Source organism: Sphingobacterium bambusae (genome assembly GCF_033955345.1).
Taxonomy (GTDB): domain Bacteria; phylum Bacteroidota; class Bacteroidia; order Sphingobacteriales; family Sphingobacteriaceae; genus Sphingobacterium; species Sphingobacterium bambusae.
The window spans coordinates 357,715-383,246 of record NZ_CP138332.1 but is presented as its reverse complement, the minus strand read 5'-3'; the positions used below and the strand labels follow the sequence as shown (position 1 = coordinate 383,246).

General features: G+C 40.4%; 20 protein-coding genes. 9 read left to right on the top strand and 11 right to left on the bottom strand.

Annotated elements, in window-relative coordinates:
• Positions 1-67: 67 nt before the first annotated feature.
• Entirely contained in the window at positions 68-2,065 is a 1,998-nt protein-coding gene (gene mobC / locus SCB77_RS01620; protein WP_320184689.1) for a conjugal transfer protein MobC, read from the top strand.
• A gap of 51 nt (positions 2,066-2,116) precedes the next feature.
• Here the strand turns inward: mobC and SCB77_RS01615 are convergent, their stop codons facing one another.
• The 11 genes from SCB77_RS01615 to SCB77_RS01565 all read right to left on the bottom strand — a co-directional run bounded on the left by SCB77_RS01615 (position 2,117) and on the right by SCB77_RS01565 (position 14,118).
• Complete coding sequence (locus SCB77_RS01615) at positions 2,117-3,040, bottom strand: hypothetical protein (RefSeq protein WP_320184688.1); 924 nt, start codon at positions 3,038-3,040, stop codon at positions 2,117-2,119.
• A 9-nt stretch (positions 3,041-3,049) separates the two neighbouring features.
• Entirely contained in the window at positions 3,050-3,748 is a 699-nt protein-coding gene (locus SCB77_RS01610; protein WP_320184687.1) for a hypothetical protein, read from the bottom strand.
• Between the two features lie 77 nt (positions 3,749-3,825).
• Positions 3,826-4,449 (bottom strand): helix-turn-helix domain-containing protein, encoded by a 624-nt coding sequence (locus SCB77_RS01605; protein WP_320184686.1) that lies wholly within the window; start codon positions 4,447-4,449, stop codon positions 3,826-3,828.
• Positions 4,450-6,000: 1,551 nt separating this feature from the next.
• On the bottom strand, positions 6,001-6,321 hold the full coding sequence (locus SCB77_RS01600) for a hypothetical protein (protein WP_320184685.1): 321 nt from the start codon (positions 6,319-6,321) through the stop codon (positions 6,001-6,003).
• Between the two features lie 176 nt (positions 6,322-6,497).
• Positions 6,498-7,436, bottom strand: coding sequence for a hypothetical protein (locus SCB77_RS01595; RefSeq protein ID WP_320184684.1), 939 nt, complete (start codon positions 7,434-7,436; stop codon positions 6,498-6,500).
• A gap of 69 nt (positions 7,437-7,505) precedes the next feature.
• Positions 7,506-9,026 (bottom strand): class I SAM-dependent methyltransferase, encoded by a 1,521-nt coding sequence (locus tag SCB77_RS01590; protein WP_320184683.1) that lies wholly within the window; start codon positions 9,024-9,026, stop codon positions 7,506-7,508.
• Positions 9,013-9,453: a DUF1896 domain-containing protein gene (locus tag SCB77_RS01585; protein ID WP_320184682.1), complete on the bottom strand. Its 441-nt coding sequence runs from the start codon at positions 9,451-9,453 to the stop codon at positions 9,013-9,015. Before SCB77_RS01585 ends, SCB77_RS01590 begins: the two co-directional genes overlap by 14 nt.
• Positions 9,454-9,515: 62 nt before the next feature.
• Positions 9,516-11,588: a type IA DNA topoisomerase gene (locus SCB77_RS01580; RefSeq protein ID WP_320184681.1), complete on the bottom strand. Its 2,073-nt coding sequence runs from the start codon at positions 11,586-11,588 to the stop codon at positions 9,516-9,518.
• Positions 11,589-11,593: 5 nt separating this feature from the next.
• Positions 11,594-13,009, bottom strand: coding sequence for a DUF3945 domain-containing protein (locus SCB77_RS01575; protein WP_320184680.1), 1,416 nt, complete (start codon positions 13,007-13,009; stop codon positions 11,594-11,596).
• A gap of 78 nt (positions 13,010-13,087) precedes the next feature.
• The gene (locus tag SCB77_RS01570; RefSeq protein ID WP_320184679.1) at positions 13,088-13,396 is read right to left on the bottom strand and encodes a helix-turn-helix domain-containing protein; all 309 of its coding nucleotides are present in this window, start codon (positions 13,394-13,396) and stop codon (positions 13,088-13,090) included.
• Positions 13,397-13,941: 545 nt separating this feature from the next.
• Entirely contained in the window at positions 13,942-14,118 is a 177-nt protein-coding gene (locus SCB77_RS01565) for a histone H1 (RefSeq protein ID WP_320184678.1), read from the bottom strand.
• Between the two features lie 324 nt (positions 14,119-14,442).
• On the opposite strand from SCB77_RS01565, the gene SCB77_RS01560 reads away from it, so the two are divergent.
• The 8 genes from SCB77_RS01560 to SCB77_RS01525 all read left to right on the top strand — a co-directional run bounded on the left by SCB77_RS01560 (position 14,443) and on the right by SCB77_RS01525 (position 25,267).
• The gene (locus SCB77_RS01560) at positions 14,443-14,937 is read left to right on the top strand and encodes a JAB domain-containing protein (protein WP_320184677.1); all 495 of its coding nucleotides are present in this window, start codon (positions 14,443-14,445) and stop codon (positions 14,935-14,937) included.
• A gap of 782 nt (positions 14,938-15,719) precedes the next feature.
• Complete coding sequence (locus tag SCB77_RS01555) at positions 15,720-17,372, top strand: vitamin K epoxide reductase family protein (RefSeq protein ID WP_320184676.1); 1,653 nt, start codon at positions 15,720-15,722, stop codon at positions 17,370-17,372.
• Between the two features lie 128 nt (positions 17,373-17,500).
• A complete protein-coding gene (locus tag SCB77_RS01550) occupies positions 17,501-17,728 on the top strand; it encodes a hypothetical protein (protein WP_320184675.1) in 228 nt (75 codons plus the stop codon).
• A 66-nt stretch (positions 17,729-17,794) separates the two neighbouring features.
• Positions 17,795-19,300 (top strand): TlpA family protein disulfide reductase, encoded by a 1,506-nt coding sequence (locus SCB77_RS01545; protein WP_320184674.1) that lies wholly within the window; start codon positions 17,795-17,797, stop codon positions 19,298-19,300.
• A gap of 246 nt (positions 19,301-19,546) precedes the next feature.
• A complete protein-coding gene (locus SCB77_RS01540) occupies positions 19,547-20,902 on the top strand; it encodes a glycosyltransferase family 25 protein (protein ID WP_320184673.1) in 1,356 nt (451 codons plus the stop codon).
• A gap of 61 nt (positions 20,903-20,963) precedes the next feature.
• Positions 20,964-23,150 carry a peptidase domain-containing ABC transporter gene (locus SCB77_RS01535; protein ID WP_320184672.1) on the top strand — a complete coding sequence of 729 codons (2,187 nt, stop codon included), beginning with the start codon at positions 20,964-20,966 and terminating at the stop codon, positions 23,148-23,150.
• A 20-nt stretch (positions 23,151-23,170) separates the two neighbouring features.
• Positions 23,171-24,433, top strand: a complete 1,263-nt coding sequence (locus tag SCB77_RS01530) for an HlyD family secretion protein (protein ID WP_320184671.1) — start codon at positions 23,171-23,173, stop codon at positions 24,431-24,433.
• A gap of 48 nt (positions 24,434-24,481) precedes the next feature.
• Complete coding sequence (locus tag SCB77_RS01525; protein WP_320184670.1) at positions 24,482-25,267, top strand: glycosyltransferase; 786 nt, start codon at positions 24,482-24,484, stop codon at positions 25,265-25,267.
• Positions 25,268-25,532: the final 265 nt, after the last annotated feature.

Genomic DNA, 25,532 nt, shown 5'->3' with positions numbered 1-25,532 from the left:
CGCTGGTATCGGACTACCTTTTATCTGTAGGCATTAATTTGTGCGTCTAATCATAGATGCTAAAACAATGCAAGGAGAAGACGATATTCGTGGACTGGCCAAGATCATGGCTTTTATGCGGGCAGTGAGCATTCTGCTGCTACTTATGCATTTCTACTGGTACGCACATAGTTTATTTTTAGGGCAGGGCTGGACGCTTGATCTGCTAAACAGGATCCTAATGGGATTTAATCGCACGGCGGGTTTATTTGCTGATCCGCTCTACAGTAAGATTGGCGCGCTGTTGCTACTTGCGCTTAGCTGTTTAGGAAGCAAAGGTGTAAAGCATGAAAAGGTCACTTGGGCTAAGATTAGCTGGCTAGGCTTGTCAGGTGGTCTGCTGTATTTTTTTTCCGTATTAATGCTCCGCTCACAGACTACGGTTTTGGCTATTATGTACATCCTCATTAGCGCGCTTGGATACATTCTTTTGATGGTTGCCGGCACATGGATCAGCCGCTTGCTGCAGACTAATCTAATGGAAGATGTATTTAATAATGAAAACGAGAGCTTCTTGCAGGAAACTAGATTCATGGAAAACGAGTATTCGGTGAATCTGCCCACTAAGTTTTATTATAAGGGCAAATGGAATGCCGGCTGGATCAATATTGTCAACCCGTTTCGAGCGACGCTGGTGCTTGGAACGCCAGGCTCTGGTAAATCCTATGCCATCGTTAATAATTACATCAAGCAGCAAATTGAAAAGGGCTTTTCGATGTACATCTATGACTTTAAGTTCGATGACCTCTCGACCATTGCTTATAACCACTTACTCAAGCATAGCGCTGGTTATACCGTAAAGCCCAAGTTCTACGTGATTAATTTCGATGACCCGCGCCGAAGTCACCGCTGTAATCCGCTCAACCCGGCTTTTATGACCGATATCTCCGATGCCTATGAGGCAGCTTATACGATCATGCTGAACCTGAACCGATCATGGATACAAAAGCAGGGAGATTTCTTTGTAGAGAGTCCGATTATTTTACTGGCTGCCATTATATGGTTTCTAAAGATTTATGATGGTGGGAAATATTGCACCTTTCCCCATGCCATTGAGCTATTGAACAAAAAGTACGAGGATGTCTTCACCATACTAACTTCTTACGGGCAGCTGGAAAATTACCTTTCTCCCTTTATGGATGCTTGGCAGGGTGGAGCGCAGGATCAACTGCAAGGGCAGATCGCTTCGGCCAAAATTCCACTTTCCCGCATGATTTCTCCGCAGCTTTACTGGGTAATGACAGGTTATGACTTCTCGCTAGATATCAACAGCCCCGAAGAGCCCAAAATCCTATGCGTGGGCAATAATCCCGACAGACAGAATATTTATTCGGCGGCATTGGGACTTTACAACTCGCGGATCGTTAAACTGATCAATAAGAAGGGGCAGCTTAAAAGCTCGGTGATTATTGATGAGCTGCCGACTATTTATTTCCGGGGATTGGATAACTTAATTGCCACAGCGCGAAGTAATAAAGTCGCGGTCTGTTTGGGATTTCAGGATTTTTCCCAATTAGCGAGAGACTACGGGGACAAGGAGAGCAAAGTGATTCAGAATACGGTAGGAAATGTCTTTAGTGGTCAGGTGGTCGGAGAGACCGCAAAAAGTCTCTCCGAGCGCTTTGGCAAAGTGCTTCAAAAACGGCAGAGCTTGACCATCAATCGCAGTGACAAGTCTACTTCTATATCTACACAACTTGACAGCCTTATTCCGGCTTCCAAGATTGCAACCCTGACCCAAGGAATGTTTGTTGGCGCGGTGTCGGATAATTTTGATGAGCGTATTGAGCAGAAGATCTTCCATGCGGAGATTGTGGTCGATAATGAGCGGGTAGCTGCGGAAAGTAAGGCCTATCAAAAGATTCCTGATATCGTCTCTTTTATCGCAGAAGATGGTACGGATCAAATGGAATTGGCCATTGAAGGTAATTACCTGCGCATTAAGCAGGATGTCGTGCTTATTATACAGCGCGAGTTAAGTCGTATTGCTGAGGATCCGGATCTTAAACACCTGATTAAAAGCTAAACATTTATTTTTCATACCAATAGCCAAATGCATCATGGGCTCCATACTCGCTCATAGAAAGCCTTGATCAAGCCAGTGTATAATATTTCGAATAAATTGTGGATGGTCTGTGGCTGAGGGATGATTTATACCGCGTTTCTCACTATGTATGCCCTGGAGTTGTGCCGAGAATGGCGCTCCATCACCATAAATGAAAATGCGGCCTTGCCCGAAATTTAAGTATGCGCCATTGACTAATCCAATTCCCGTAATAAAAGGAATGGAATCATATCTCCTTTTTTTTTCCATCTGCTTAATATCACTTGGAAGGTAGATTTTATAGTCTGCGCCTAAAGTAGAAACAACGTGTGCATGGGACGGAACTAGAAAACCTGTTCCGCCCCAGCACATGATGCTATCTATTGTTCTGTTCTCCGTAAGTTGGCTGGAATGAAGTGTTTTTCTTGCTTTTGAAAAAATCTCAGGTTTTCCATCTATTCGAACTGCAAATCCATTTATTACATTTATCCCAAACTCCGCAGCGAGTTGGCTAATGGCTCCTCCGCAGGGCATGTGATCGGTAATCAGCAACAGGTTTCCGCCAGATTTTACCCAAGAAACGAGTATCGCTATTTCTTGTTCGGAAAATGCAGATCGAGCGGGTAGATTCCAATCAGTTAAGTCATACGTCGCGTTGACCGTAGCATATATGCTTACCCCTTTTAAAGAATGCCTGCTTATTTTCTCTCGCGTGCTAGCTATCCGATATCCGTCAGCTTCGAGTAGTTTGCCAAATGCGGCGTATGTTCCACGAAGGCTGACTCCATTGTGGTGAGCCTCATCAAATAGCACCTGAGGGCCAGTTCCGGCGTGGTACAGCGGATCTAAAATCGCATAATGATAATCCTGATCGGACACTTGTTGCGGCGCAGTTTCAGCAAGCCAGCAAATAGAACACAATAGGATACAAAGGAATTTGTGGATTGCTTGTCGCATCTTACTGAGTTACTGACTTACTTTCTTCCATATATCATCCGCAAAACACGTAACCTGAATAGCTTGCGTGCCTTTCAGTAAGAATGTCAATGGAAAGCTGTGGTCTTTGCTTAGGAAAAAAGTTTCCGATCGTGCGCTGAAATGAATTTCTTTGTTGTCCCAAAGCTGTTTTAAGATTAGTCCCGTTGCTGAAGACCTGATTTCAATCTCAAACTGACCATCATCCTGCAATACATAGGTTCCTTGATATTTTTTTAGTTGCTCGATTGTTAGTTGCTGGACAACTCTAGGATCAAATGCAACTTTCACAGTGGCAATTCTGCCAAGTAATGTAGCTTTGTTGTACATACCAAAGGAATCTTTCTGAAATACAACCTGCTGGCCATCTTCTTTTGTTTCAAAGGTTACCTCGTCGATCTGACTAAGCCGGTACTTTTTATTGTCCCATAGCTGTGTTGCTAACAGCGAATCCCCGTCTAGGGTAAAGGAAATAAAGGCGATCTTATTCGGTAGTTGATATATGCCTAGAAACTCTTCAAGTCCATTGCCTGTTTCCATTCTATGCTTATGTAGCATAAGGTCTGAAACGCTTGTCGAGCAATGCCCCTGAAGTGGTAGCGAAAGTATTGCTGCAAAAAGAAAAAGGCTACCAATGCCCATCGCCATCCTTGTGGCGAACATGGGCTTTTGTGTGTGTTTTGTTCTCATTTTTTTAAATTTTTAATAGAACAAGGATACTACACGAGCAAAAGAATTTAGTCCCGATGGATACAATTGGACAATTTTCAGGGTTGCGGAGGTGTTTTATGTTGATGTAGATACTGCTTAGGTGTCTGGTTGGTTAGCTTTTTGAACGTCGTGTAAAAAGTCGTTTTGGAGTTGAAACCTGCTCGAATAGCGATGCCTAACATATCTAAATGATTGTTTTCCTCGGATAGCAAAAGTGATTTAGCTTCTTCGGTTCGCAATTCGTTGATAAATTGATAAAAGCTTTTTCCAATACCTTGGTTCAGTACGTAGGATAGTTCATGGCTGCTGATGCCGATATGCCGGGAAAGCACAGAAAGGGTCAGACCAGGATCGAGGTAAAGCTTCTCTTCTTGGGTTTTGCGAATGACCCATGCTTTAAGTTCATAGACTTGTTCCGGAGTAAGTCGTTCATGAAATGCTTTTGTCAACACTATTTCTTCTTGCTCATGCAACGGCATGGCTTCGGTAACATAAATCGATTGTTGTGCTAGGCTGGCATAGGCCAAGAAGATAATACCGACAAAATATAGGATGGGGGAGAAGGAGCTGATTTGGGTGACAGATATACTCAATATGCGGACGGCGAGTAGCAGTAATACGGATAGGAGTAGATACTGTAACCATTTTAGGTCTATTTTTTCTGTGAATGAAGCCAACATTTTTAGTTTTTGTTTATGCTTTCTAAGATCAAAAAAGCAAAGTATCCAATAGCAAATCATCTGTACAAAGAAGAAGTATCGGATAATCCCTCCCACCCATGTTGGTAGCTTTAGTATATACTCATGTCGGTTGTACAAATCGGGAATCACATATATTATAGAATAAATAACAAAAAGTAGGAATGGAAAGAAATGCATCATCAGGCTAGATTTACGAACAGCAGATGAAGTAAGATGACACACGGCGACATATAAACAGGGTAGCATCGCCCATCGTGGTATTTCTAACAAGTGTATTAACAGCGCGTTGGCTATCTTAATATGTTCTAAAAAAAGCTGACAGAAAGTTAAGGCAAGAATTCCATAAAATGCTCCCAGCCATCGATTTGCGTTAACGAGTGCATCATTTTGCCTAATAAAGGTGATGGTTCCCAGTAAAAATAGCGCACCAGCAGAGAACGCGTTAAAAACTTCTATGATGTGGAATTCAGACATCTGAAATTATTTTTGTGTAAAATTAACTAATTGTGCAAGCTATTTGAGCTCGTAATCTCTGATTTTGTTGGTTTGTCGGTATATAGTTGCAAACAGATCAATATCGTATTAATTCCTTTTGGTTTGGTTCGGTTGTATCCAATCGAACTGGAATATTTGAAAAGGAAAATTAGATAGCAACCCTGTATACCTATTAGGTAGGACTGCGCGTTGGCTGATGTATAGTTTACGAAATGTATATTATTTTCAAATAACAAAATCTACTTAGCTGCCATACCAATGTTTGTTAATTTTATTCCTTTCACGTCTTTGTTGTTTGATAAGCATCGGAACATCGATAAGCATTATCGAGATCGTCGTGCTTCGGCGTTAGGGCACTGGATGCTGCGGGTCCTATCGGTGGAGTCGCAGCAGATATTGCAAAGCGTGACAGTCGTCTACGTTAGCATTAATTTACAATAATAGCTGTTATGCTGCTTGGCATAGGTTACGTAGCACAGTATAAGATTGGTGTTCAGGAAAGGGTTTAAACAAAAATCCCCAGCCTCGCGCTAGGGAATTCACTCATAGTATTAAATCCAATATTTGAACGTTAAGCAAACCAAAAGGTTTTCTCGCATTAAATAAAACCATACTTTTACAATCCCTTAATATGGTAGCCTAGCAAGGGCATCAGGAAAAAGGTTATTGCCCTAGTCTTATTTTCCATTTTACTTTTTTCTCTCACGGGCTTATATGCGGTGGACAAAAGAATTGCCTTACCGTTCACTTGTACTTCCCAAATCAAAATAGGCATTATCTTTGTACTGCGATTGCACTCGATAAATCGTTGTGTATAGCATGGGATCATTGTTAGAAATTTTAGTGGCATTAATGGCAGTCGTTACATTCGCTTTGGCGATAATGGACAGGTGGAGTGATCATCGTGTGAAGTCACGTAAAAATAGTTCTGCTGCTGCTGTCGGATATGACCGCTCTATTTCGAGTCTTGATACAAGGATGTACGAAGACGTGGAAGACTAAATTGAAGTTGAAGAATTTAAGCATCTGGCGACATCAGTTAAGCTTTTTTGTATGCGTTTGCACTTTTTGCGGGCTCTGCTCATAGTTTTGACCAATGGTTTGTTCTATATCATTGTCGTTTTCTTTTTTTTGTTGCGTGATAACAAGATGGATTTTTCTTTCAATTGCAGCAATCTGTGTCTTTGTATTTGATAGCATGTCTTCTTTGATCCAGTAACTATCAACAACCGTTTTTAGTACGAGGATATCCTTTCTTAGCCCGGCGATAGTTTTTTGTTGCTTCTGGATGTAATTGGGAATTTTCTCTAAAGCTTTTAGGAAATGCATGGCTGCGGTTTCGGGGTCTTTAGCCATAATACCGTTGTTGTAGTTGTAGCTGAGCTGCCCTTCACCACGAATAAAAAAGCGATTGAGATAGATTTCCGAACCTTCTTTTTGTGATACCTCGGTTTTTAGACCGAGCTGAAACCCGTATAGACTTCCTATAAATTTTCCCTCGGAGCCTCTACGTGCTTTGCTAGCGATCTCGTTTAGCTTAGCGCCCAACGCCTCAACAGGGGATTGCTGGACAACACCATTAATTTGTAGCATTTGATGGCAAATTTATCTAGGATATGTACGTTCTTTCTAGCGCAGCTGATGTTAAAGTCGTCCAAGGTTTCCGAGTAGTGGATATTAACGTCCGTATCAAATAGCTGCGAGGCAAAGCGGCCATAAGTGCTTGCCGCAATCCAGCGTTCCCCAAGATTGAAGTCTAGCTCTTCAAAGGCTATAGGCTGCGGTGGGGCTTTTTCAAGGGCTTGCAGACTGTCTTTGACCTCGGTGTTCTCGGGTTGGTTTTTAAGGTAGTCGCGCACAAAGTTAGCCTTGTCAATCACGTTACCCGCGATCCAGCGCTCGGCAATTTGGTAATCCCCATCTATGGGATTAAAGTAGATATGATCTTTTAAGCCTTTCTTAAGGACATCGGTTGGTAATCCGCTTACTTGAGACATATAGGCCAGTTCTACTTTTGCATGCTTGTTTAGGGATGCAGCAAGCGCCTCTTGCGGGTTCTCCGATGCTATATTTTTTGTGGAGAAGCTTACCGGACGATGGAAGATATCCGCCTTATGGATCACTCCGCCAACAGTGCGCTCTAGATAGGGGATCTCCCTTCCAGCGCTATCGCTCTTTATGAGTTTGATATTTTCAGCACTATTGAGCCTCCCATATTGCTTTACAAAAAGTTCGTATGCTGTATTAAGCTTCTCACGCATTTCGGGCTGCTCCTGCTGGGCATTAGATTCGGTATGGTAAAGCGCATAATAAACGTCTCGAAGTTCTATATAGACTTTTGCTCTCCGACTTTGATGGGAGGGGAGGTTTAATGGATGAAAGGTTGGTGGATTGCCGCTGCTTAGTCCGCGGAGATTGCCTAACTGCTGGTCTTGTAAAATAAAACAGTTCTCCCGATGATAGGGTTGCATTATTCCTGTATACGGAACTGGATTTAAAAGCCTTGAACGTAGCTCCGATGTTGGCTTTTGGTTAAGATTTTAGATCTTACTTTCTACTTGGTTATCTTGTTTGTTTTTAGTATTTTGAGGTGCATTTGCTGTACTGCTAATGTCGGTTGATAGACGCTGATCTTGTGCTGTAGCAAACAAGTTTCCTTGGATCAGTGCCGGACTAGGTTTTTTGCTTGTTTGGGTACGGTTTAATTTCGCTTTGGCAATAGACTTGGGGTTTTTGCTATTTGGAGGGAGCTCACTATCATGTTGATCGAAAATACTCAGCTGCTTCGGCTTTTCTGGCTGGCTATCATGGATATTAGTTTCAATATCTTTATTTAATTTTTCTATTTTAATAATTTCATTTGTAGGTTTTTGTATGTCATTGCCTAATGTTTTTATTTCGGTTGATGCTGTTGCTAGATACAGATCTTGTTTAAAGTTGTCACTTAGTGCTTTGGAGAGACCTTTAAGTAAATCTTTCGCTATCGCTTCGACGCCCCCATCGCGTAAATAGAGCATCGCTGTGCGCCCATAGGGATCTTTGCCAAGCTTTTGCTGGGTATGGATAATGTTTGCGTGATCATCGAAGTATGCGTTTGTTGGTTCGCCATGATCTCCAATTGTATTGGTTATAAATGCTTGTTCTTTAGTATTTAGTGATTGTTTATTTGAATTACGTTGTAAGATGGTTAGATCACTGCCAACCTGCGTGCCCGCATGATCGGTAAACAGGTTATTTGGCAGTCGAAAGGCTGCGATAAGATTATTTTCGCCGAGCAAAGCTTGCCGGATAGGCTGATTATGCTTGCCATTCATCAGGCTCTGCGAGCTGATAAAGGCTAAAATGCCGCCTTCGCGAAGCATATCTGCTCCTTTGATAAAGAAGTAATTGCTGATGTTTTGTGCTGCTTGCTTTTTTGTTATATCCTTGCCTCGGGAATAGGATAGGTCAAAAACCGATGCTTCACCAAAAGGAATATTACCAACCACCAGATCGTAGCTAAGATGATCCCGTTGCGGGATCTCTTCAAACCCCTTAATATGAATCCGGGAGCTAGGGTGTAACTGCCCCAAGATCATCCCAGTCAGCATATCCTTTTCATATGCTGTTGTCTGAATGTTTGGCTGCCCCGCAAAAGCATCAAGAAAGACACCTACTCCAGCCGAGGGCTCTAATATGTTGCCCAGTTGGATGCCGTGCTGCAAGAACGCTGTCGCGATAGCCTTTGTTAGGGGAGGTGGCGTATAGAAACTGGATAGCACGGAGCTGCGCATGCTATCCAGCTTTATTTTGTAATCTTGATCATCTTTACTGTGCTTTTTTAGAAGGCTATAAAGCTCGTTAGTTAAAGTAAAATAGCTCCGATCTGCTTTAGGCCAAGCTGCGATATCTTCGGGTTTGCTAGCCGCATTGAGGATAAACTTCAATCCTCCGAATCCGTGGTAGCGGCGCAGCTGCTCCATTTCATGATGGCTGGCCGGTCTACCTTCGGACTCTAGGGTGAAGGCGGTCTGTAGGGCGATAATGTTGTCCTGCAGTGCCCTTCGCTTATTGAAGGCCATGCTCAGCAATCCATAGGGCGATCTCGCCGGTTAGCTCACTATAGAGTTCATCGAAGTTCGGGCTGTAACTGAGGTCGTCGCTAAGCTCGTATTTGTTAAAGGTGGGTCTGCATACCGCCAGCATACGCAGCGCAAAGGGGCGAAGTTCCTCGTCAGCCATCAAACGGTCAAACTCGTTGCAGACAATCTGAAAGACGGTATCAAAGCGTGAGAAATAGAGCCCTTCAAACAGGATCTCGCTGGCAATCTGCTCGCACTCGATAACGGGATTCCCGGCGAGAAATGCCCCTTCATAGGCATTGGCTGCCCACTTAGAGCGCTGCTCAATAAACTTTTGGTCATGGGCTAATTCGGGGAAGCTGCTGAAGAGTAGCTCTTGTAGACGTTGCTTAAAGTAAGACATATTCTTTGAAGTTTTACTAGACATAATCGTTGCTATTTGTTTATTATTAGTTTTGTAAGATTTATTTTAATCTTTATTGTACGATCTTATCTTCTTGGGAATTCGAAGCTGCTTACGGCCTGATCATTTAGTACGAGCTGCGCATCAAAGGATTTTCCTGATCGACCTTTGAGGCCCTTGATAAGTCCGGTTTTGTTCTTGGTAACAAGCTGCTTGAGATCCTCCGGGCTAAGCTGCACCCCGCAGATCATGCGGTATTGTTTCCAGCCACAAGCGGCACTGCTGCATCGAATTTGCCGATCATTGAGGTGCAGCTTTTCAATCTTGCATTTTGGGCAGCTTAGATCGGTTATTTGATTGTCTGGAAGATTAATCGCCTTAAGCTCGCTAGTAACCTGCCGGGTATAGTCCGTAATCTGCGCAGCGAACTCTCCAGCATCCATTTTGCCGGTTTCGATCTCTTGCAAGGCGAGTTCCCACTTGGCGGTCATCTCGGGAGAAGCGATCAGCAGATCTTTGATCTGCTCATAAATCTCGCGTCCTTTATTGGTGGGCAGGATGGCTTTTTTGCGCCGCTCAATGTATCCGCGATTAATTAGAGTCTCCATGATAGCTGCTCGGGTGGACGCAGTGCCTAGACCGAGCTGCTGGAGTACCTTTCGCTCGTTTTGCGTTTGTAAGGTTTTTCCGGCTGTTTCCATCGCGGTAAGCAGGCTGGCCTCGGTGTATAAAGCCGGGGCTTTAGTTCTTTTTTCTTTAAGATTGCTTTCGCCAATTTTTAGGGTATCCCCTTCGCTGAACTCGGGGAGGCTTTCATTAGGCTGATCATCCTCACTGAAGATGCCACGCACAGCGCGCCATCCCTGCTGAATCATGCGACTGCCTTTTGCAATAAAAGCATGGTTTGCAGCTTGCAGCTCCACTTGGCTGTGTTCTTTTACGCACAGGGTTGCCAGTGCTTCCAGCATGCGCAGGGCAATCATATCGTATACTGCGTTTTCTTTTGCGCTCAGGGCTGTTGGCAGGACTTCGGTAATCAGCAAACCGTGATGGTCGGTTATCTTCTGGCTATTCACGATGCGTTTGTTTGGTCTTTCTAGACGCAGCGTGCCGGAAGCTCTGCTGCAGCTTTCCCGCTGGCCAAGTAGCAAGATCAGTCCGGGGATTGCCGGCCAGAGGTCTTCGGGAATATATTCGCAGGAGGTACGCGGATAGGAGATAAAACGCTTTTCATAAAGTTTTTGGGCAATATCCAAAGTCTCTTGTGCAGTAAGGTTTAATTGCTTATTAGCCTGTTTTTGAAGTCCGGTCAAATCAAACAGAAGAGGCGGCTGTTCCTCCATACGTTTTTTATCGAGCTTGCTGACTAGCAGGAAGCTGTCTTTTCGCTCTAGGGACGTTAAAGTGGATTGGGCTTCCTGCCTACTTTTCCACTGGCCTATCGAAAGGCTTTTAAAAGCTACACCCTCTTTATTATGGCTAAGCTCGATCTGCCAGCAACTGCTGGAAATGAAATGTTCATGTTCCTTGTGACGCTTGCATATTAAAGCAAGGGTAGGCGTTTGCACACGTCCTAATGAGTGCGCCCGCTCTGCGGCAGCGATGCTCAGCGCTCGGCTGGCATTGATACCAATGAGCCAGTCAGCTTCACTTCGCGCTTTGGCCGAATGATATAAGCGATCGTAGTTTTTTCCCGGCTGCAGATTAGTAAGGCCATCCATAATGGCTTTTTGGGTGAGCGAACTGATCCATAGGCGCTGGAAGGGCGTCTTGGATTCAAGGTACTGGTAGATATAGCGAAAGATTAGCTCGCCCTCTCTTCCTGCGTCGGTTGCGACGATGATGCTTTCACAAGTTTGAAAAAGCTTTTTGATCACCTTTAACTGCTTGCTCGCGGCTGGATCATCATTGTAGGCTTTCTTATCTTTTGTTCGGCGAACACGTAGGGTAAAGGGATCAGGAATAATGGGCAGCTCGGCTGTGGGAGACGAGCCTTCAGTGAGGTAGTCCTCGGGCATGGCCAGATCTATAAGATGGCCGATCGCCCAGCTCACCTGATAGCCGTTTCCCGATAAGTAGCCATCTTGGTTTTTTGTTGCGCCGACCGCGCGCGCAATTTCGCGCGCAACACTCGGCTTTTCTGCTAGTATGGTAATCATTGTTCTTACATTTTGCGTCCCTTGGATTTAGCGGGCTTTTGCTGCTCGCTAGTTGCTGTCTGCTGCGCATTTTTGAGCGGCTCCTTGATATTCTTGGTCGCCTCATTGCTCTTGCCCTCGGAATTTACCGCGGTCTGCGTTTTGGAGGCTTCCACAGGTTTGGCCTGGCTTTTTAGCTGCTCGGGATTCTGGAACGAGAAGTCGGTTCTACCGGTATCTTTGTTTAGCGTGATGTATCCTTGATAGTTTTGACCTTTCTTATCGATCAGGTTATCCATGTAGACGGTCTGCCCGGCAGCGAAGTTCTTGTACTGCTCATCGCTGAGCTCCTTTCCTCGGAAGGTTTTCGGTGGTTCTTGCAAGGTGTTCTGTGGCGTGTTTTGTAATTGCTGACGTAGCTCCGAGCGATCAAAGATGAACTCGACGTGCCGCTTATCGGCATTGAACTGGATGGTCGCATCGAACGGGTCTCCCTTTTTAGAGATCATGCCTTGTAGGTGTAGCGGCTTACCCTCTAGCAGGGTCTGCTTTTGCGGCTCACTAAGCTTGACCCCCTTGATTTCATCGGGCGCCTTCAACCTATCCACGCGCATGGACACCAGCTCGTTGGTAAAGCGGTCCACGCTTATCATCGAGGGCGTTGCTTCCCCGGTCTTGGGATTGGTCAAATTGACCACGCGCCCCATGTTGCCGGTTTTCAGCAGGTTGTCTTTATCGTCTTGGCTAAACTCGTGTCCAAAAAAGCGGCTATTTAGTTGCGGCTCCTTGCGAACACCATGGATGGCCAGAACGACCTGATCGTTATCGCTCTTTTGGAGGGATAGCCTAGCCTCTAGCCGGGTGACCGCCGTACCAAGATTTAGCGTTAAGGGCACAAGTTGATTGGTTTTAAAGCCGCGCAGGAGCGGATCAAGGAGGTTCAATTTTTCTAGGCGCTCTTTTCCAAGGCCAATGTTGTTCATCGTTTTCCAGTCGATCTGCTCAGGCTGATAGCGGTATTCGCTGGAGGTTTCTGTGTTTTGTGCTGTTTTCATCTTATCGGTTTTTTTGTTATTTGTTTGCGTAAAGTCGATTGCATGCATGGCTAGAAAATCTTTGCTTTGCTCACTTTCGCTCAGCGCGTGCTGCTGCAGAGATCCTCTGGCCCAGGATAAGCTGGTCAGGGGAATACGGTAGAAGGAAAAGTTTGTGGGGTTGTCCAGCTGGCTAGCGAAATTGTTAAAGAAGTTCGATAGGGGATCTCCCTGCTTATCGATCTTTAAAAACTGGTTTTTATTCTTTTCCAGCGGCTCGACCGTCTGGAGCTGACCATCTTTGCTTATGCCTTTTACTGCCATGATCTTTTTTAATGCCTTATCCAGCACAAGCAGCATATCGCTTGCTTTTTGCTCCATGTTTTCTCTGTTTGTCTTTTCTTGCATGGTTAACCTATGTTTGCTTATCGAAAGTAGGATGGATGCGCTAGCTTATCGCTTCGTGTCGCAGCAGCGCTTTCTTTGTCACCGCTTGTCTTTCCTGCGCACCGGGGATTGGTTGAAGCTTGAGCGGATAAACTCGTGCACATCCGAGAGCTTGTAGTAGAGTTTTCCGCTGATTGTGTAATAGGGCAGTCTGCCCGAGGAGCGGTAGCGCTGCAGAGAGCGGGTGGATATTTTTAGCATCTGCAACACGTCCTGATTGTCTAGGAGCTCTTCGCCATCAACGCTCGTTCGGTTTCGTTCAGCCTGGCGAAGGGAGTCCTCGAGCATATCCATGCGCTGCACGATCCTTTCCATCCAGCTATTAAATTCTATTCTGTCAATGTTCATAGTCGTTTGCTTTATCTGTGTAACCATCTTGGCTGGCCGGCCTGTAAAGCAAAGTTGCGCCATGATTTTGGGATGTTTTGCCAAGCTCTGCCAATGGGTAAGGCAGTTTTTTTAGGATTTTTGTAAGTTTTTTGGAGAGAAGATGACGGAGTAGGGCTGGTATATTGGTTGTTTTTGTAGGGATTAGGCTGTATTTAAGCTACTGCCAATTTGCGGGTTATGGGTAAGGGCAATGTTGGAGAATTGGCCTATTTAGGAAGGAAAGCTAGCGAGGGTGGTTGGGGAAACTGCGGGCTATTGGACGTGCGGAATCGCATCAGCCATTGCTTGGTCGAAGCTTACAGGTGAGAAGGATAAAAAATGGAGACTGCGGCCTCGTCAATATCTGCCTGATTTAGGGCTGATAAGTAGGTGGAAACGATATTTTGGGGATTGGTAGCCTGATTTACTCTACCTTTTATAAGAAGGCCGATATTGGGTTAGTGATAGACTTGCTAAAAGAAAAATGCCCCGAGGGAACACTAAATCATCGGGGCATCTTTTTTTTATTTTTTGCTTTCTTCTAGCGAACTCTTACGGAATTCTTTAAGAAGTTTTTCTAAGTTAAGGGAGGATTTGCGTGCTCTGCCACCTGCTGCTTTGCTGCCTTTTTCCAATTTCGTGTCTGCATCGGTTTTAAATGCTTCAAATTCTGCCGCGATTTTTTCGATTAATTCTTTCATGCTTTATTGTTTTGTGTGCTGCCAAAGGTATACATTCTACCTAGCCCCATTTATTAAGTTTTGTTAATTCTCCTTCATTTTTTTAATGCCTAACGAGACGACAACTATTAATTAAGCACAAAGTTACTTCGCCAGCTCGACACGCGGCCGTTCTTGGGTTGCCTAGCCGCTAAACAAGCCTTTAAAAAAAATGGGTATCCATGCTTGCCATGGAGCCTCCATCACGCTGTTCATTTTTTTCTGAGTCATGTTTGCTTAGTCTCCCTTAGGCTCGTGGTGGTGAAGTGTTAATTAATTTTTTGTTTCACTTCAACTTTAAAGCACATGAAAACTCTTCATTTAAAAAATCAAATTAAGCAGAATGTAAACAGCGGATACGTGAATGAACTAGCGTTGACTTACCGGAAATCTTCGGTAATTGTCGATATGGGATGCTATAGTATTAACAGTTCTGCCAAGGTAGCTGCTTTGCTGAGATCCATCTGGAATTCCGATGAAATGGAAGTCAGGGAATCTTTTTACTTATTGTGTTTCTCGAGTAGATTGGACTTACTAGGTTTTCAAAAGGTAGCTGACGGCGGAATGGATGCCATCTTAGTGGATATGAGGCTACTGTTCTCAACGGCACTGTTGTGTAGGAGCGCCTCGATTGTAATCGCACATAACCATCCGAGTGGTACGATGAAACCTAGCGAAGCGGATCGCGTATTGACTAGACAGGTTGATGCTGCTGGGAAGCTGCTGAATATTAATTTAAATGATCATATTATTTTGACCGCTAAGGGATATTATTCCTTTAGAGATGAAGGTCTCTTGTAGGCCTTTTCTGCTTTCTTTGTAATTGAGATAAGTTTATTGAGAGATAGCCAAGTTATATTGTGTCTAACAGTAAAGTCATGTTGAAACTAGTGGATAATTAGGGTGGGATTTGAACTGTTTTAACTGTTTTTTTAGTTTGTTACATGGGTTTTATAGAAAATTATTGCCGCAAAAATGCTGCGAAAATTATAATATTATTTGAGGTAATTTTCAGTGACCTGCAAATTTAATCTGATTTATAAACTACTATATCGTCGCGTCGAACAGAATTTAATAAATCCCGAAAACCATGACGATGCTCACATACGCCAATCACTATGCAAGTGAGGACTTTAGTATAAACATTCCTTTTCAAAATATCAATGTGATTTGGATATTCTGATTCTTTCGTGAGACTAGTGCATAGTTGGTAATCATAAATTGGAGTTTATAGTATTGTAAAGTCAAACTTATTAATGCCCTTTAATAGGCTGTGAAAAAGAGTAGGTAAAGGGGCGCTGTTTGATAAGATTTCTATTTATTCCTGATGAAATTATAGGAAAATAGAAATAAGTTATGTTTTTATTAGAAATCGAAAATTATTTTTAAGTTATTTCATCGATTGGAGAAGCGTTGCTTAATCGAATTAGAAGTTATTTTGGGCTATATTTTTTAACATTATGCACGTTTTTATATTATTTTAGTTATAAAAATAATGGTGTATTTATATTTATTTATAATGAGTTTCTGTTTTTTTTTTCATATGTTTGAGATATCAAGACTGTTAGTCAATTGCTAAATCTATGTTTCATATTCTTAAATATCTTCGAAAGGAGAAATATAATTCTTATGTGGTTTTAAAGGCAATATTGAAGCATTTCAATATTAAATTCACCGATATGGGAGTTGATCAATTATTGAATCAACATGTTGAGTTTACGTCGCTTCTAGCAATAAAGGAGGTGCTATTACAATACGGTGTTCAAAGTGAGGCCATCAAGAAGGGAAATTTTGACTATGCTGATTTTCAGACGCCATTCGTCTGTTTAATTCAGCAAGATGAATGGCCTAGTCCCATGTTTACAATTGTTAAAGATGCAGACGAAAATAGTATCACGTATCTTCATCCGATAAATGGTAGGAACCTAACAGTTGATGTGAGTCAATTTGAAAATTTTGCTAATGAAGTTATTCTCTTATTAGATGGAGAGCATGCGAAAGACGAAGTGAACTATTATTTGCATAAGCGACATCAGTTGAGAGATAAGTCACTTAGGAAATTATCGTATCTACTTTTCTTTGCGCCTGTCTTTTTGGTTGGTTTCCAATTATGTATTTCAGGTAATTCCTCATTAAATAGTTGGGTTTCTTTTTTATTTATTCTAGCTTCTTTTATTGGTTTTGGAGCATCACTACTATTAATGTGGTATGAAATTGATGCACATAATCCATTCTTACAGGAGGTTTGTGGTGGTAGCCGTAATAGTGATCGTAATAGGAGTTGCAATGCTGTATTGAATTCCAAGTCATCTAATTTTTTAGGTATAAGTTGGTCGGTATGGGGAGGGGCGTATTTTGCTTCCTTTTATCTGATACAAATTTTATATCCAGGTTTACAATCTCAGTTAGCTTTTTGGTCTACAGTCTCGTTGTTGGCGTCACCATTTATAATATATTCTCTTTATTATCAAGGATATATTATAAAGCAATGGTGCCCGCTGTGTCTTACTGTACAGGTGGTTTTGTTAATCAATACTAGTGTTTCTCTCGTTTATCTTTTGACTGACAATACACTCCATATTGATTGGTACTTAATTACTGTAACGCTGCTATTCGGTTCGTCATTTCTTACAGCAAGTCATCTTATGATACCTGTATTAAAGAAAGCCAAAGATAGTAGAAGGTACGAGATTCAATGGAAAAAAATGAGACACAATGCTGATATTTTCCACTGGCTTTTACAAAAAAGTAAATCCATAATAGCTCCTGTAGAAAATATAGGTATCGTAATCGGAAATCCTACTGCAAAACATGAAATTATTAAAGTTTGTAATCCATATTGTGATCCTTGCGCAAGAATACATCTGACACTAAAAGAGATCACACAGCATAATACTAATGTCAAATTGAGAATTATATTTACTGCAAGTGGAGATGGTAATGACAGGAAAACAGCACCGGTTTCACATTTGTTAGCCATCGAAGAGAGTTTGGGCTCAAAAGTCGTTCAGCAAGCACTAGAGGAATGGTATCTAACGGAGGAAAAAAAGTATGAGGCCTTTGCTGAAAAGTACCCGATGAACGGCAAATTAAACCAACAAGGTGCGAAAATAAAAAGGATGTTTAAGTGGTGCAAGGATATGGAGATTCGCGCTACTCCCACTATCTATATTAATGGGAATGAACTGCCAGAAAGCTATCAGGTGGCAGAGCTAAAGCATATTCTATTAGACTAATAAAATATGCCCGAGCCAGTTCGAAATGTACTCGGGCAAAGGGAGCTCACAATCCTCCCTTATTGCGAAGTAATCATGCAATCCGGTGTGAGTGGATGCAAATTTAAACAATTTAAATTTCAATTAAAATGAAAAAGATTTCATTTAAAGATTTGGGGTCTCGCGAGGTCGAGAAACTTTCCCTAGAGCAATTAAAAACGGTGCTGGGTGGATTTTCGGGAAGTGGTTCTGACAATCCTAAAATTGATGCCTGTAGCGGTAAAAAGAAAGGGGATAGTTGTTCATGGGTTCACGGTGGCGTCACTTATACAGGACGTTGTGATGAAGTTCCTGGTCCACTACATTGTACAAGTTAGGTAATAAATAATTTGTTCTGGTAGGTCTACTGAAAGATCTACCAGTATTTATCATAATTAATATTAATGAAAACAAAACTCATCTGCATATGTAGCCTTTTGGTTATTTTTTCATGCGAGCTAACTAGAGGAAGTTGTATAGACACTGCTAGCATTGTTGCAGGCACATCTAAAATAACAGGTGACATTAGTACTCTTGATAATGTAAACAGAAGTGATATTTCTGTAATCGTACAAGTTCCATATATGATTTCTGGAGAACACATTAATTACGAGACTGTTGTCGATCGATCTGGCAATTTTTCTTTGGAATTTGATGTGGAAGCCAAGAAAACTATTGTTTCGTTGTATGCGGATATAGATCCTAGTAAGGTTTTTACAATCGAAGTACTAAATGGAAATGTTACCAAAGTTAACATAAGTTATGATTCATCTCTTAATGCAAAATTTACAGAAGTTAAACCTTTGCAAAATAAAAGGGACATAAGTCGGACGATAGAGCTTTTACATAAAATGCTAACTTATAGAACTGAACCTATACCTTTATATAATAAGAGTCCAGATGAATATTTGAATTACATTGGTAGAGCTGTGTCTGAAAGATTGGAAATCTTTGTAAACAAAGATACTTCACTATCCAAAGAAGCTAAAGAAGGCATATCTGATGAATTACGTTTGTTAATGTATGCTCATCATGCATTGGACTATAATAATGAAATGACCCGTAATTATTACAACGTTACCCAAGATAGAGAAAGCGAGCCTGAAATCCACCAGATTGACCGATCTTACTATCGCTTTTTAAAAGACCTAAATTTAAATATGCCGGACTTTCAGCAAAGATTTGCATTCCCTGAGTTTCAAAGATATATCTTGAGGGATGAAGTTTTAGACATTCCGTTAATTGGAGATAAGGAGATAACGACTTGGATTGCCAGTGTGAAAGATATTTTGGCGGATTTGATAAATTTAAATGAGGGATCTTATTATGATATTTTAGCTGCAAATGTCTATGCTCGGCAGCTTAACGAAGAGCTAAAGCCATTATCTCAAAGGCAGAAAGATAATATTACAAAATATTGGAAAAATAACGAAGTGTCCAAGATCTTATTTCGAAAAAATGAACAAGTTACTGATTTGAACAAAGTTAAGTCTCCTGTAGTCATTAATGAAACTCCTCAGGTTCCAAATAATAAAATCATGGAGACTATTGTTTCTAAATATAAGGGCAAAGTGGTGTTTATTGATTTTTGGGCTACTTGGTGTGGTCCGTGCTTAGAAGCGATGAGAAAATTCAGGGATACAAAGGCTGAATTTCTGGATAAAGATGTTGTGTTTGTATATATCACAAATAGCTCCTCCCCCCCAAAATTATGGGAAGAAAAAATTAAAGGAATTGGTAATGAACATTATTATCTCACAGACGACCAATGGATTCAAATTATGGATGATTTTGACTTCGAAAGTATTCCATCTTATCTGATATATAATAAAGAACGTGAACTCACAACTAAATTCACAGGGTTTATGAGAAATGACGAAGTAAAAGAAGTCATTAACAACCTATTGTAGTATGCAGCGGTTGTTTTTTGTTAAAATAACTGTAGTATTTAGTTTTTTTTGAGTTTAAAGCAGCTGTTTGGATAATCGTCGATTGTGCAAAAAATCCGAAATATTATAAATAGTCTTAACAATTTTGTATAGCTTTTCTTCATTAAAAAAAAGCTTTTTTTCGGTGTTTGTGGGGCAATTTGGAAATATTTTGATTAATATTTTTTATTTCCGACTGTTTGTTTCTTATCATAATATTATAAATATATGAGTTTGTCTATTCCTGTCTACATTATTAATTTAGAGAAACGAAAAGATCGTCGTTCTTACATAGAAAATGAATTTTATTGCAGGAGTGAGTTTGATATCCACATCATAAAAGCTATCGAAAGTTCTATTCCAGCAGTTGGTCTATATAAGTCGCTACATTACGTAATTTCTGTTGCTAAACAACAGGAGCTTCCATATGTATTGGTCTGTGAGGATGATCATCAATTTACTTCTGAGTATCATGTTGATATTTTAAATGGGTATTTGGAACGTATGGCGAAGTACGATGCAGATGTCTTTGCCGGAGGAGTGAGTTGGTTCAACTGCGCTTTGCAAGCCGAAAAAGACTTATACTGGATAGATAGGTTTACTGGAGCTCAATTCTTAGTGATCTATGCCCGATTTTATCAGAAAATCTTGGAAAGTACTTTTACCGAACTTGATATCATTGATAATTGGATTAGCAACCTTTCTGACAAGGTATTCGTCGCTGTACCGATGCTGTCGGTACAACATGATTTTGGATATTCAGACGTAACAGACAAAAATAATGTTGTAGGCAGGGTCGAAAAATTGTTTTCAGATACGATGGAGCGCTGGAAAGCACTCCAAAACGTAAATGATCATGTGCAAAATAGTATAACCACTCATTATCCGCATGATGATATAGGATATGATATGAATTTGCCGACTTACATTATTAAGCAACCCCATTCAGATCGGATAGCACATATAAATGAACAATTTAAAGACAAAATGGAGTTGGATGTGTCTTTTGTGGAAATGAAATCAGGCAATAATCAGGAATCGGCACTTTGGGAAACTATCCATGTAGTTATTAAAAGTGCGATGGAAAAAGAAGATGACGTCATTCTCATTTGCCAAGATCATCATCTCTTTAGTGACAGGTACAAAAAAGAAGAGTTACTTGAAGCTATTTACGAAGGCGCTTATCTAGGCGCTGATTTAATTTTAGGTGGTATCAACGAGGTGCAGCAGATAATACCCGTAAGCAAAAACCTTTGCTGGATAAGTCTTTTTAAGGGTGCTCAATTTACCATTATCTATTCCGCTTTTTTCGATACAATATTAGCTGCGTCGTTATATGATGGAGATCTAGTAGATAGTAAGCTGTCTTCCCTTAGCGCAAATAAATATGTCATCCATCCATTTATATCCCTTGGGGAGGATTTTAAACTTGCTGATACAAAGATAGACGAATCAGCATCCAGTGAACAGTTATTTGAATTTGAAAGATGCGAATCCACAATTTTAAAAGTGAGGGAAATATCGAGATATCTGTCAGATATGAATCAGGTGATGCAACAAGGGGAGGGTACTAATAATCGCTAATTGGAACAGTTGGCCTCACTTTTATTGATGATAAAATATTTATACACTACAGCTTTTTTTTATGCTAAAACGCTTTCCTCACTATAAACAAAAGGATCAAATGGACTGTGGTGCAACCTGTTTACGTATGATCTTTAAATATTATGGACAGATTGTTTCTATTCAAAAAATTCGCAAGCTATGTCAGACCACCAAAGAGGGGGTTAATTTGTTAGGTATTAGTGAGGCAGCTGAAAAGCTCGGTTTCCGTACTCAGGGTATTCGTTTATCTGTTGATCAGTTACAAGAAATAGAGTTGCCCTGCATTCTTCACTGGAATCAGAATCATTTTGTAGCATTATACAAAATTCGAAGAGGAAAGTATTATGTATCTGATCCTGCAACAGGGCTAATGGTATATGAGGAAAAAGTTTTCACTAATAATTGGTTTTCTACTAAAGAACTACATGCTGGACTTTCTCTTGTTCTGAGTCCAGGCCCTACTTTCTATCAATTGGGTGATGAGGAAGCTGAGCTTAAACTAGGCTGGGGGAAGATATTTAGTTATTTCTATAAATATAAAAAACTATTTATTCAGCTTATATTAGGTTTGTTGATTGGAACGCTACTTCAACTGCTCACTCCATTTTTAACACAATCAGTAGTTGATATAGGTATTAATACTAAAAACATCAATTTTATAAATCTTATTCTTATTGCTCAATTGATGCTTTTTATCGGACAAACATCAGTAAGTTTTATCCGCTCTTGGATATTATTGCATATTACAACGAGGGTAAATATATCTATTTTGACCGATTTACTGATCAAAATTATGCGACTTCCAATGCATTTCTTTGACTTAAAAACGCACGGAGATATTATGCAACGAATGAATGATCAACAGCGTGTAGAGTCTTTTATAACAGGAGATACTTTGACAAGTTTGTTTTCATTATTGAATATGGTCGTATTCGGAACACTGTTATTAGTTTATAACAAAATTATTTTCTTAGTTTTCTTTGTAGCTACTGTACTGTATACGGTTTGGATACTTGTTTTTATGCAATATCGTCGAGAATTGGATTACCGTCGCTTTAAAATTGCGTCAGAAAACCAGACATATATGGTTGAGATGATACAAAGTGTTAAAGACATTAAATTAAATAATGCGCAAAAGCAAAAGCGTTGGGTATGGGAAGGTCTGCAAGCCAAATTGTTCAAATTTAAAGTTGAAAGCCTGTCGTTGTCCCAATATCAGTCCATAGGATCTTTGGCGATTAATCAAGTAAAAAATATTTTTATCACATATATTGCTGCGAAAGCAGTTATTGAAGGAGAACTTACATTGGGTGGAATGATGGCAACCCAATATATTGTCGGTATGGTTTCTAGTCCTGTCGAGTCATTACTTGGCTTTATGCAATCCTACCAAGATGCTAAAATAAGTTTAGAAAGACTGAATGAGATTTATCAGACAGAAGAAGAAGAGAATGTGCAAATGGATTACGTACAGAAACTTTCGGAAGATACGACCATCGAGATGCGTAATTTAACGTTTCGTTATTATGGTGCTGGAAATGAACCTATTTTTAACACAATCAATCTAACTTTCCCCGCAGGAAAAACAACTGCGATTGTAGGAGCCAGTGGTAGTGGTAAAACGACTATATTGAAACTGCTGTTACGATTTTATGAATATGAATCTGGTGAAATTTTAGTTGGAGGAAAGAAACTAGAACACATTGACCATCATTTGTGGAGGGATAGCTGCGGGAGTGTTTTACAAGAAAACTATATTTTTGCCGATACAATTCAAGGAAATATCACTGTGAATGATGGATTGATCGATGAAGGTAAAATTGAACGCGCGATTGAGATTGCTAACCTAACGGAATTTATTGAAGATCAACCTTTTGGTTTATCGACGAAGATCGGTACGGCAGGAAAAGGAATTAGTCAAGGGCAAAAACAAAGACTTATGATAGCTCGAGCGGTATATAAAGACCCAAGTTTTATTTTTCTCGACGAAGCTACAAATGCTTTGGATGCTAACAATGAAAAAATCATCATCGAGAAGTTAGACAGATTTTTCCGTAACCGAACTGTAATAGTTGTTGCCCATCGTTTGAGTACCGTGCGGAACGCAGATAAGATTATTGTGTTGGACAGAGGTAAAATCATTGAAGAAGGAACACATGTAGAATTAGCAGCTAAAAAGGGATATTATTACGATTTGGTCAGAAATCAATTGGAATTGGGGAATTAGTATTTATGAAGTTACAAGACATGTTAGAGGAAGATTTACACTCAGAAGACCTTCAAGATATAATTGCTAAAACTCCATCATGGTTATTATCACGTGGTATCTCCCTAATTTTTGTTACCATAGTAATGCTTGTCGGCGCTACTGCTTTCATACGTTATCCTGAGATTGTGACAGTAGATATGAAGTTTACAACTCCCGTTTCGCCCAAAAAAATTGTAAATCCAATTGACGGCAATTTGCTTAGTATTTTAGTGGATGACGGAACAATAGTTCAACAAGGGCAGGAAGTAGCTTTCATTGAAAGTACAGCTGATCACCTGCAAGTATTGTCTTTATTGACGGCTTTGCACAAAATGCGAGAGAATGATCCAAAATCTATTGATCTAGAGAAAATTATTTCTCCCAGTGAGTTGAAGCTTGGTGAGCTACAGGGAAGCTACCAATCTTTTTACATGGCTTATTTAAATTACCTAGCTGCTGCTGAAAAAGGTATTTATTCGACACGTAAAAGATCTATACAAGACGAAGTCGAAATCATTAGGCAGCAGGATGAACGATCTAAGCAGGTTTTAGAACTGCAGCAGAAAGAATTGGATATCGCCATTGAAGAATACGAGCGATACAAAACATTGGCACAGAAAAAAATTATTAGCCCACAAGAGCTTCAAGAAAAAGAGGTTGTACTTTTATCTAAACGTCAAAGTATTCCGCAAATGGAGAGTAATCTTCTCATGATTCAAAATAGTCTGTTGAGTAAGGATAGGGAGTTGGCAGAGATTAATAATCACGTATTTGAAGCGCTGCAGAAATTTACTCAAGCTTTTAATAGTTTTGTTAGTGAGGCAGCTACATGGAAGCGTCAACATGTGCTGTCTGCACCTATTGCTGGAAAATTGGTATATGGAGGTTTTCTACAAGAGAATCTGTATGTGAAAGCGGGTGAGGAGTTGTTTTATATTAATCCGAATCTTGATGAGTATTATGGTGAAGTATTTATTCCACAGATAAACTCTTCGAAGATCAAGGTTGGTCAAGAGGTACTAATAAAAGTTCGGAGTTATCCATATCAAGAATATGGCTATCTACATGGAAATGTTTCATTTATTAGTGATATCCCAATTCGCGATAGTGTTTTTTTTTCCAAAATAGCAATTAATCGTACTGCGCAAGATTCAATTATCTTATTAAAACCCGGTATTATGGCAGACGCCGACATCATAACAGAGGATTTGTCAATTATGAAAAGAATTTGGATGAATTTGCAGAAGTCGATAAAATACTGAAGTATGGTATAGTATCTTTTGAAAAATTGGGTTATCAAATATCACCACATGGCAGACGTTCCGATAAGCGGAAACATATTTTTTAGTTTTTTTCTTGCAATGAATTATAAATCAAAGATTATGAATGATATTATACAGGGGTTATGGATTGGGTCTAAATTGTCAGAAATTGAAAGACTGTGTATATCCTCTTTTTTAAAAAATGGACATACCTTCCATCTGTACACTTATGAGGAAATCGAAAATGTACCTGAAGGTGCGGTTCTAATAGATGCAAATTCAATCATTTCAAAGGATCTCATGTTTTTAGATAGCCACAGTACTTGGGCAGCATTTTCAGATTGGTTCAGATATAAGTTACTATACCAAAACGGAGGATGGTGGTCAGATTTGGATGTAGTTTGTGTTAAAAAACTAAATTTTAGAGCGCAATATGTGTTTGCTAGCGAGAAGGTAAACTCACACGGTGAAGAGAATATAATAACTACATGTTTGATAAAATCCCCCAGCGGAGCTGATTACTTGAAAGAATTATTGGCCTATATAGAGTCATCAGACTTTAAAGATGTTGAATGGGGGACATTAGGGCCGAATCTATTTAATTATGTAGTTCAGCAATATGCATCAAAAAAATATATTAAAAGCCCCAATTTGTTCTGCCCCATAAGTTGGTACGAAACGGATTTACTTTTTTCAGCTCAGCCAGATTATGACATAGAGAAAAGTTTTACCGTGCATCTTTGGAACGAGATATGGAGAAGGAAAGGTATTGATAAAAATGCGCAATATGACAGCTTATGCGTTCTGGAAAAGCTCAAAAGTAGGTATTTATAGCATTTAGCAACCATGTAAGAATTCTGCTTTGTAGAATTTGTGTATTCGGAGATATTGGCCAGTGCTTTCGGCGTGAATGAGCCAATTATTTCGGATTCACTGCGCCACATTGGGATCTGCTCACCTATTTACGTTATTTTAAAATATCCAGCGATATTTCAAAATAAAAAGTGTGTAGTTTGTGATCACCGCAGTTTTGATTCCTTTCCCGTAATCCTGGAATTGCAACAAAAAAATGAACAGAGACTGTAAAATAAACTGTGTC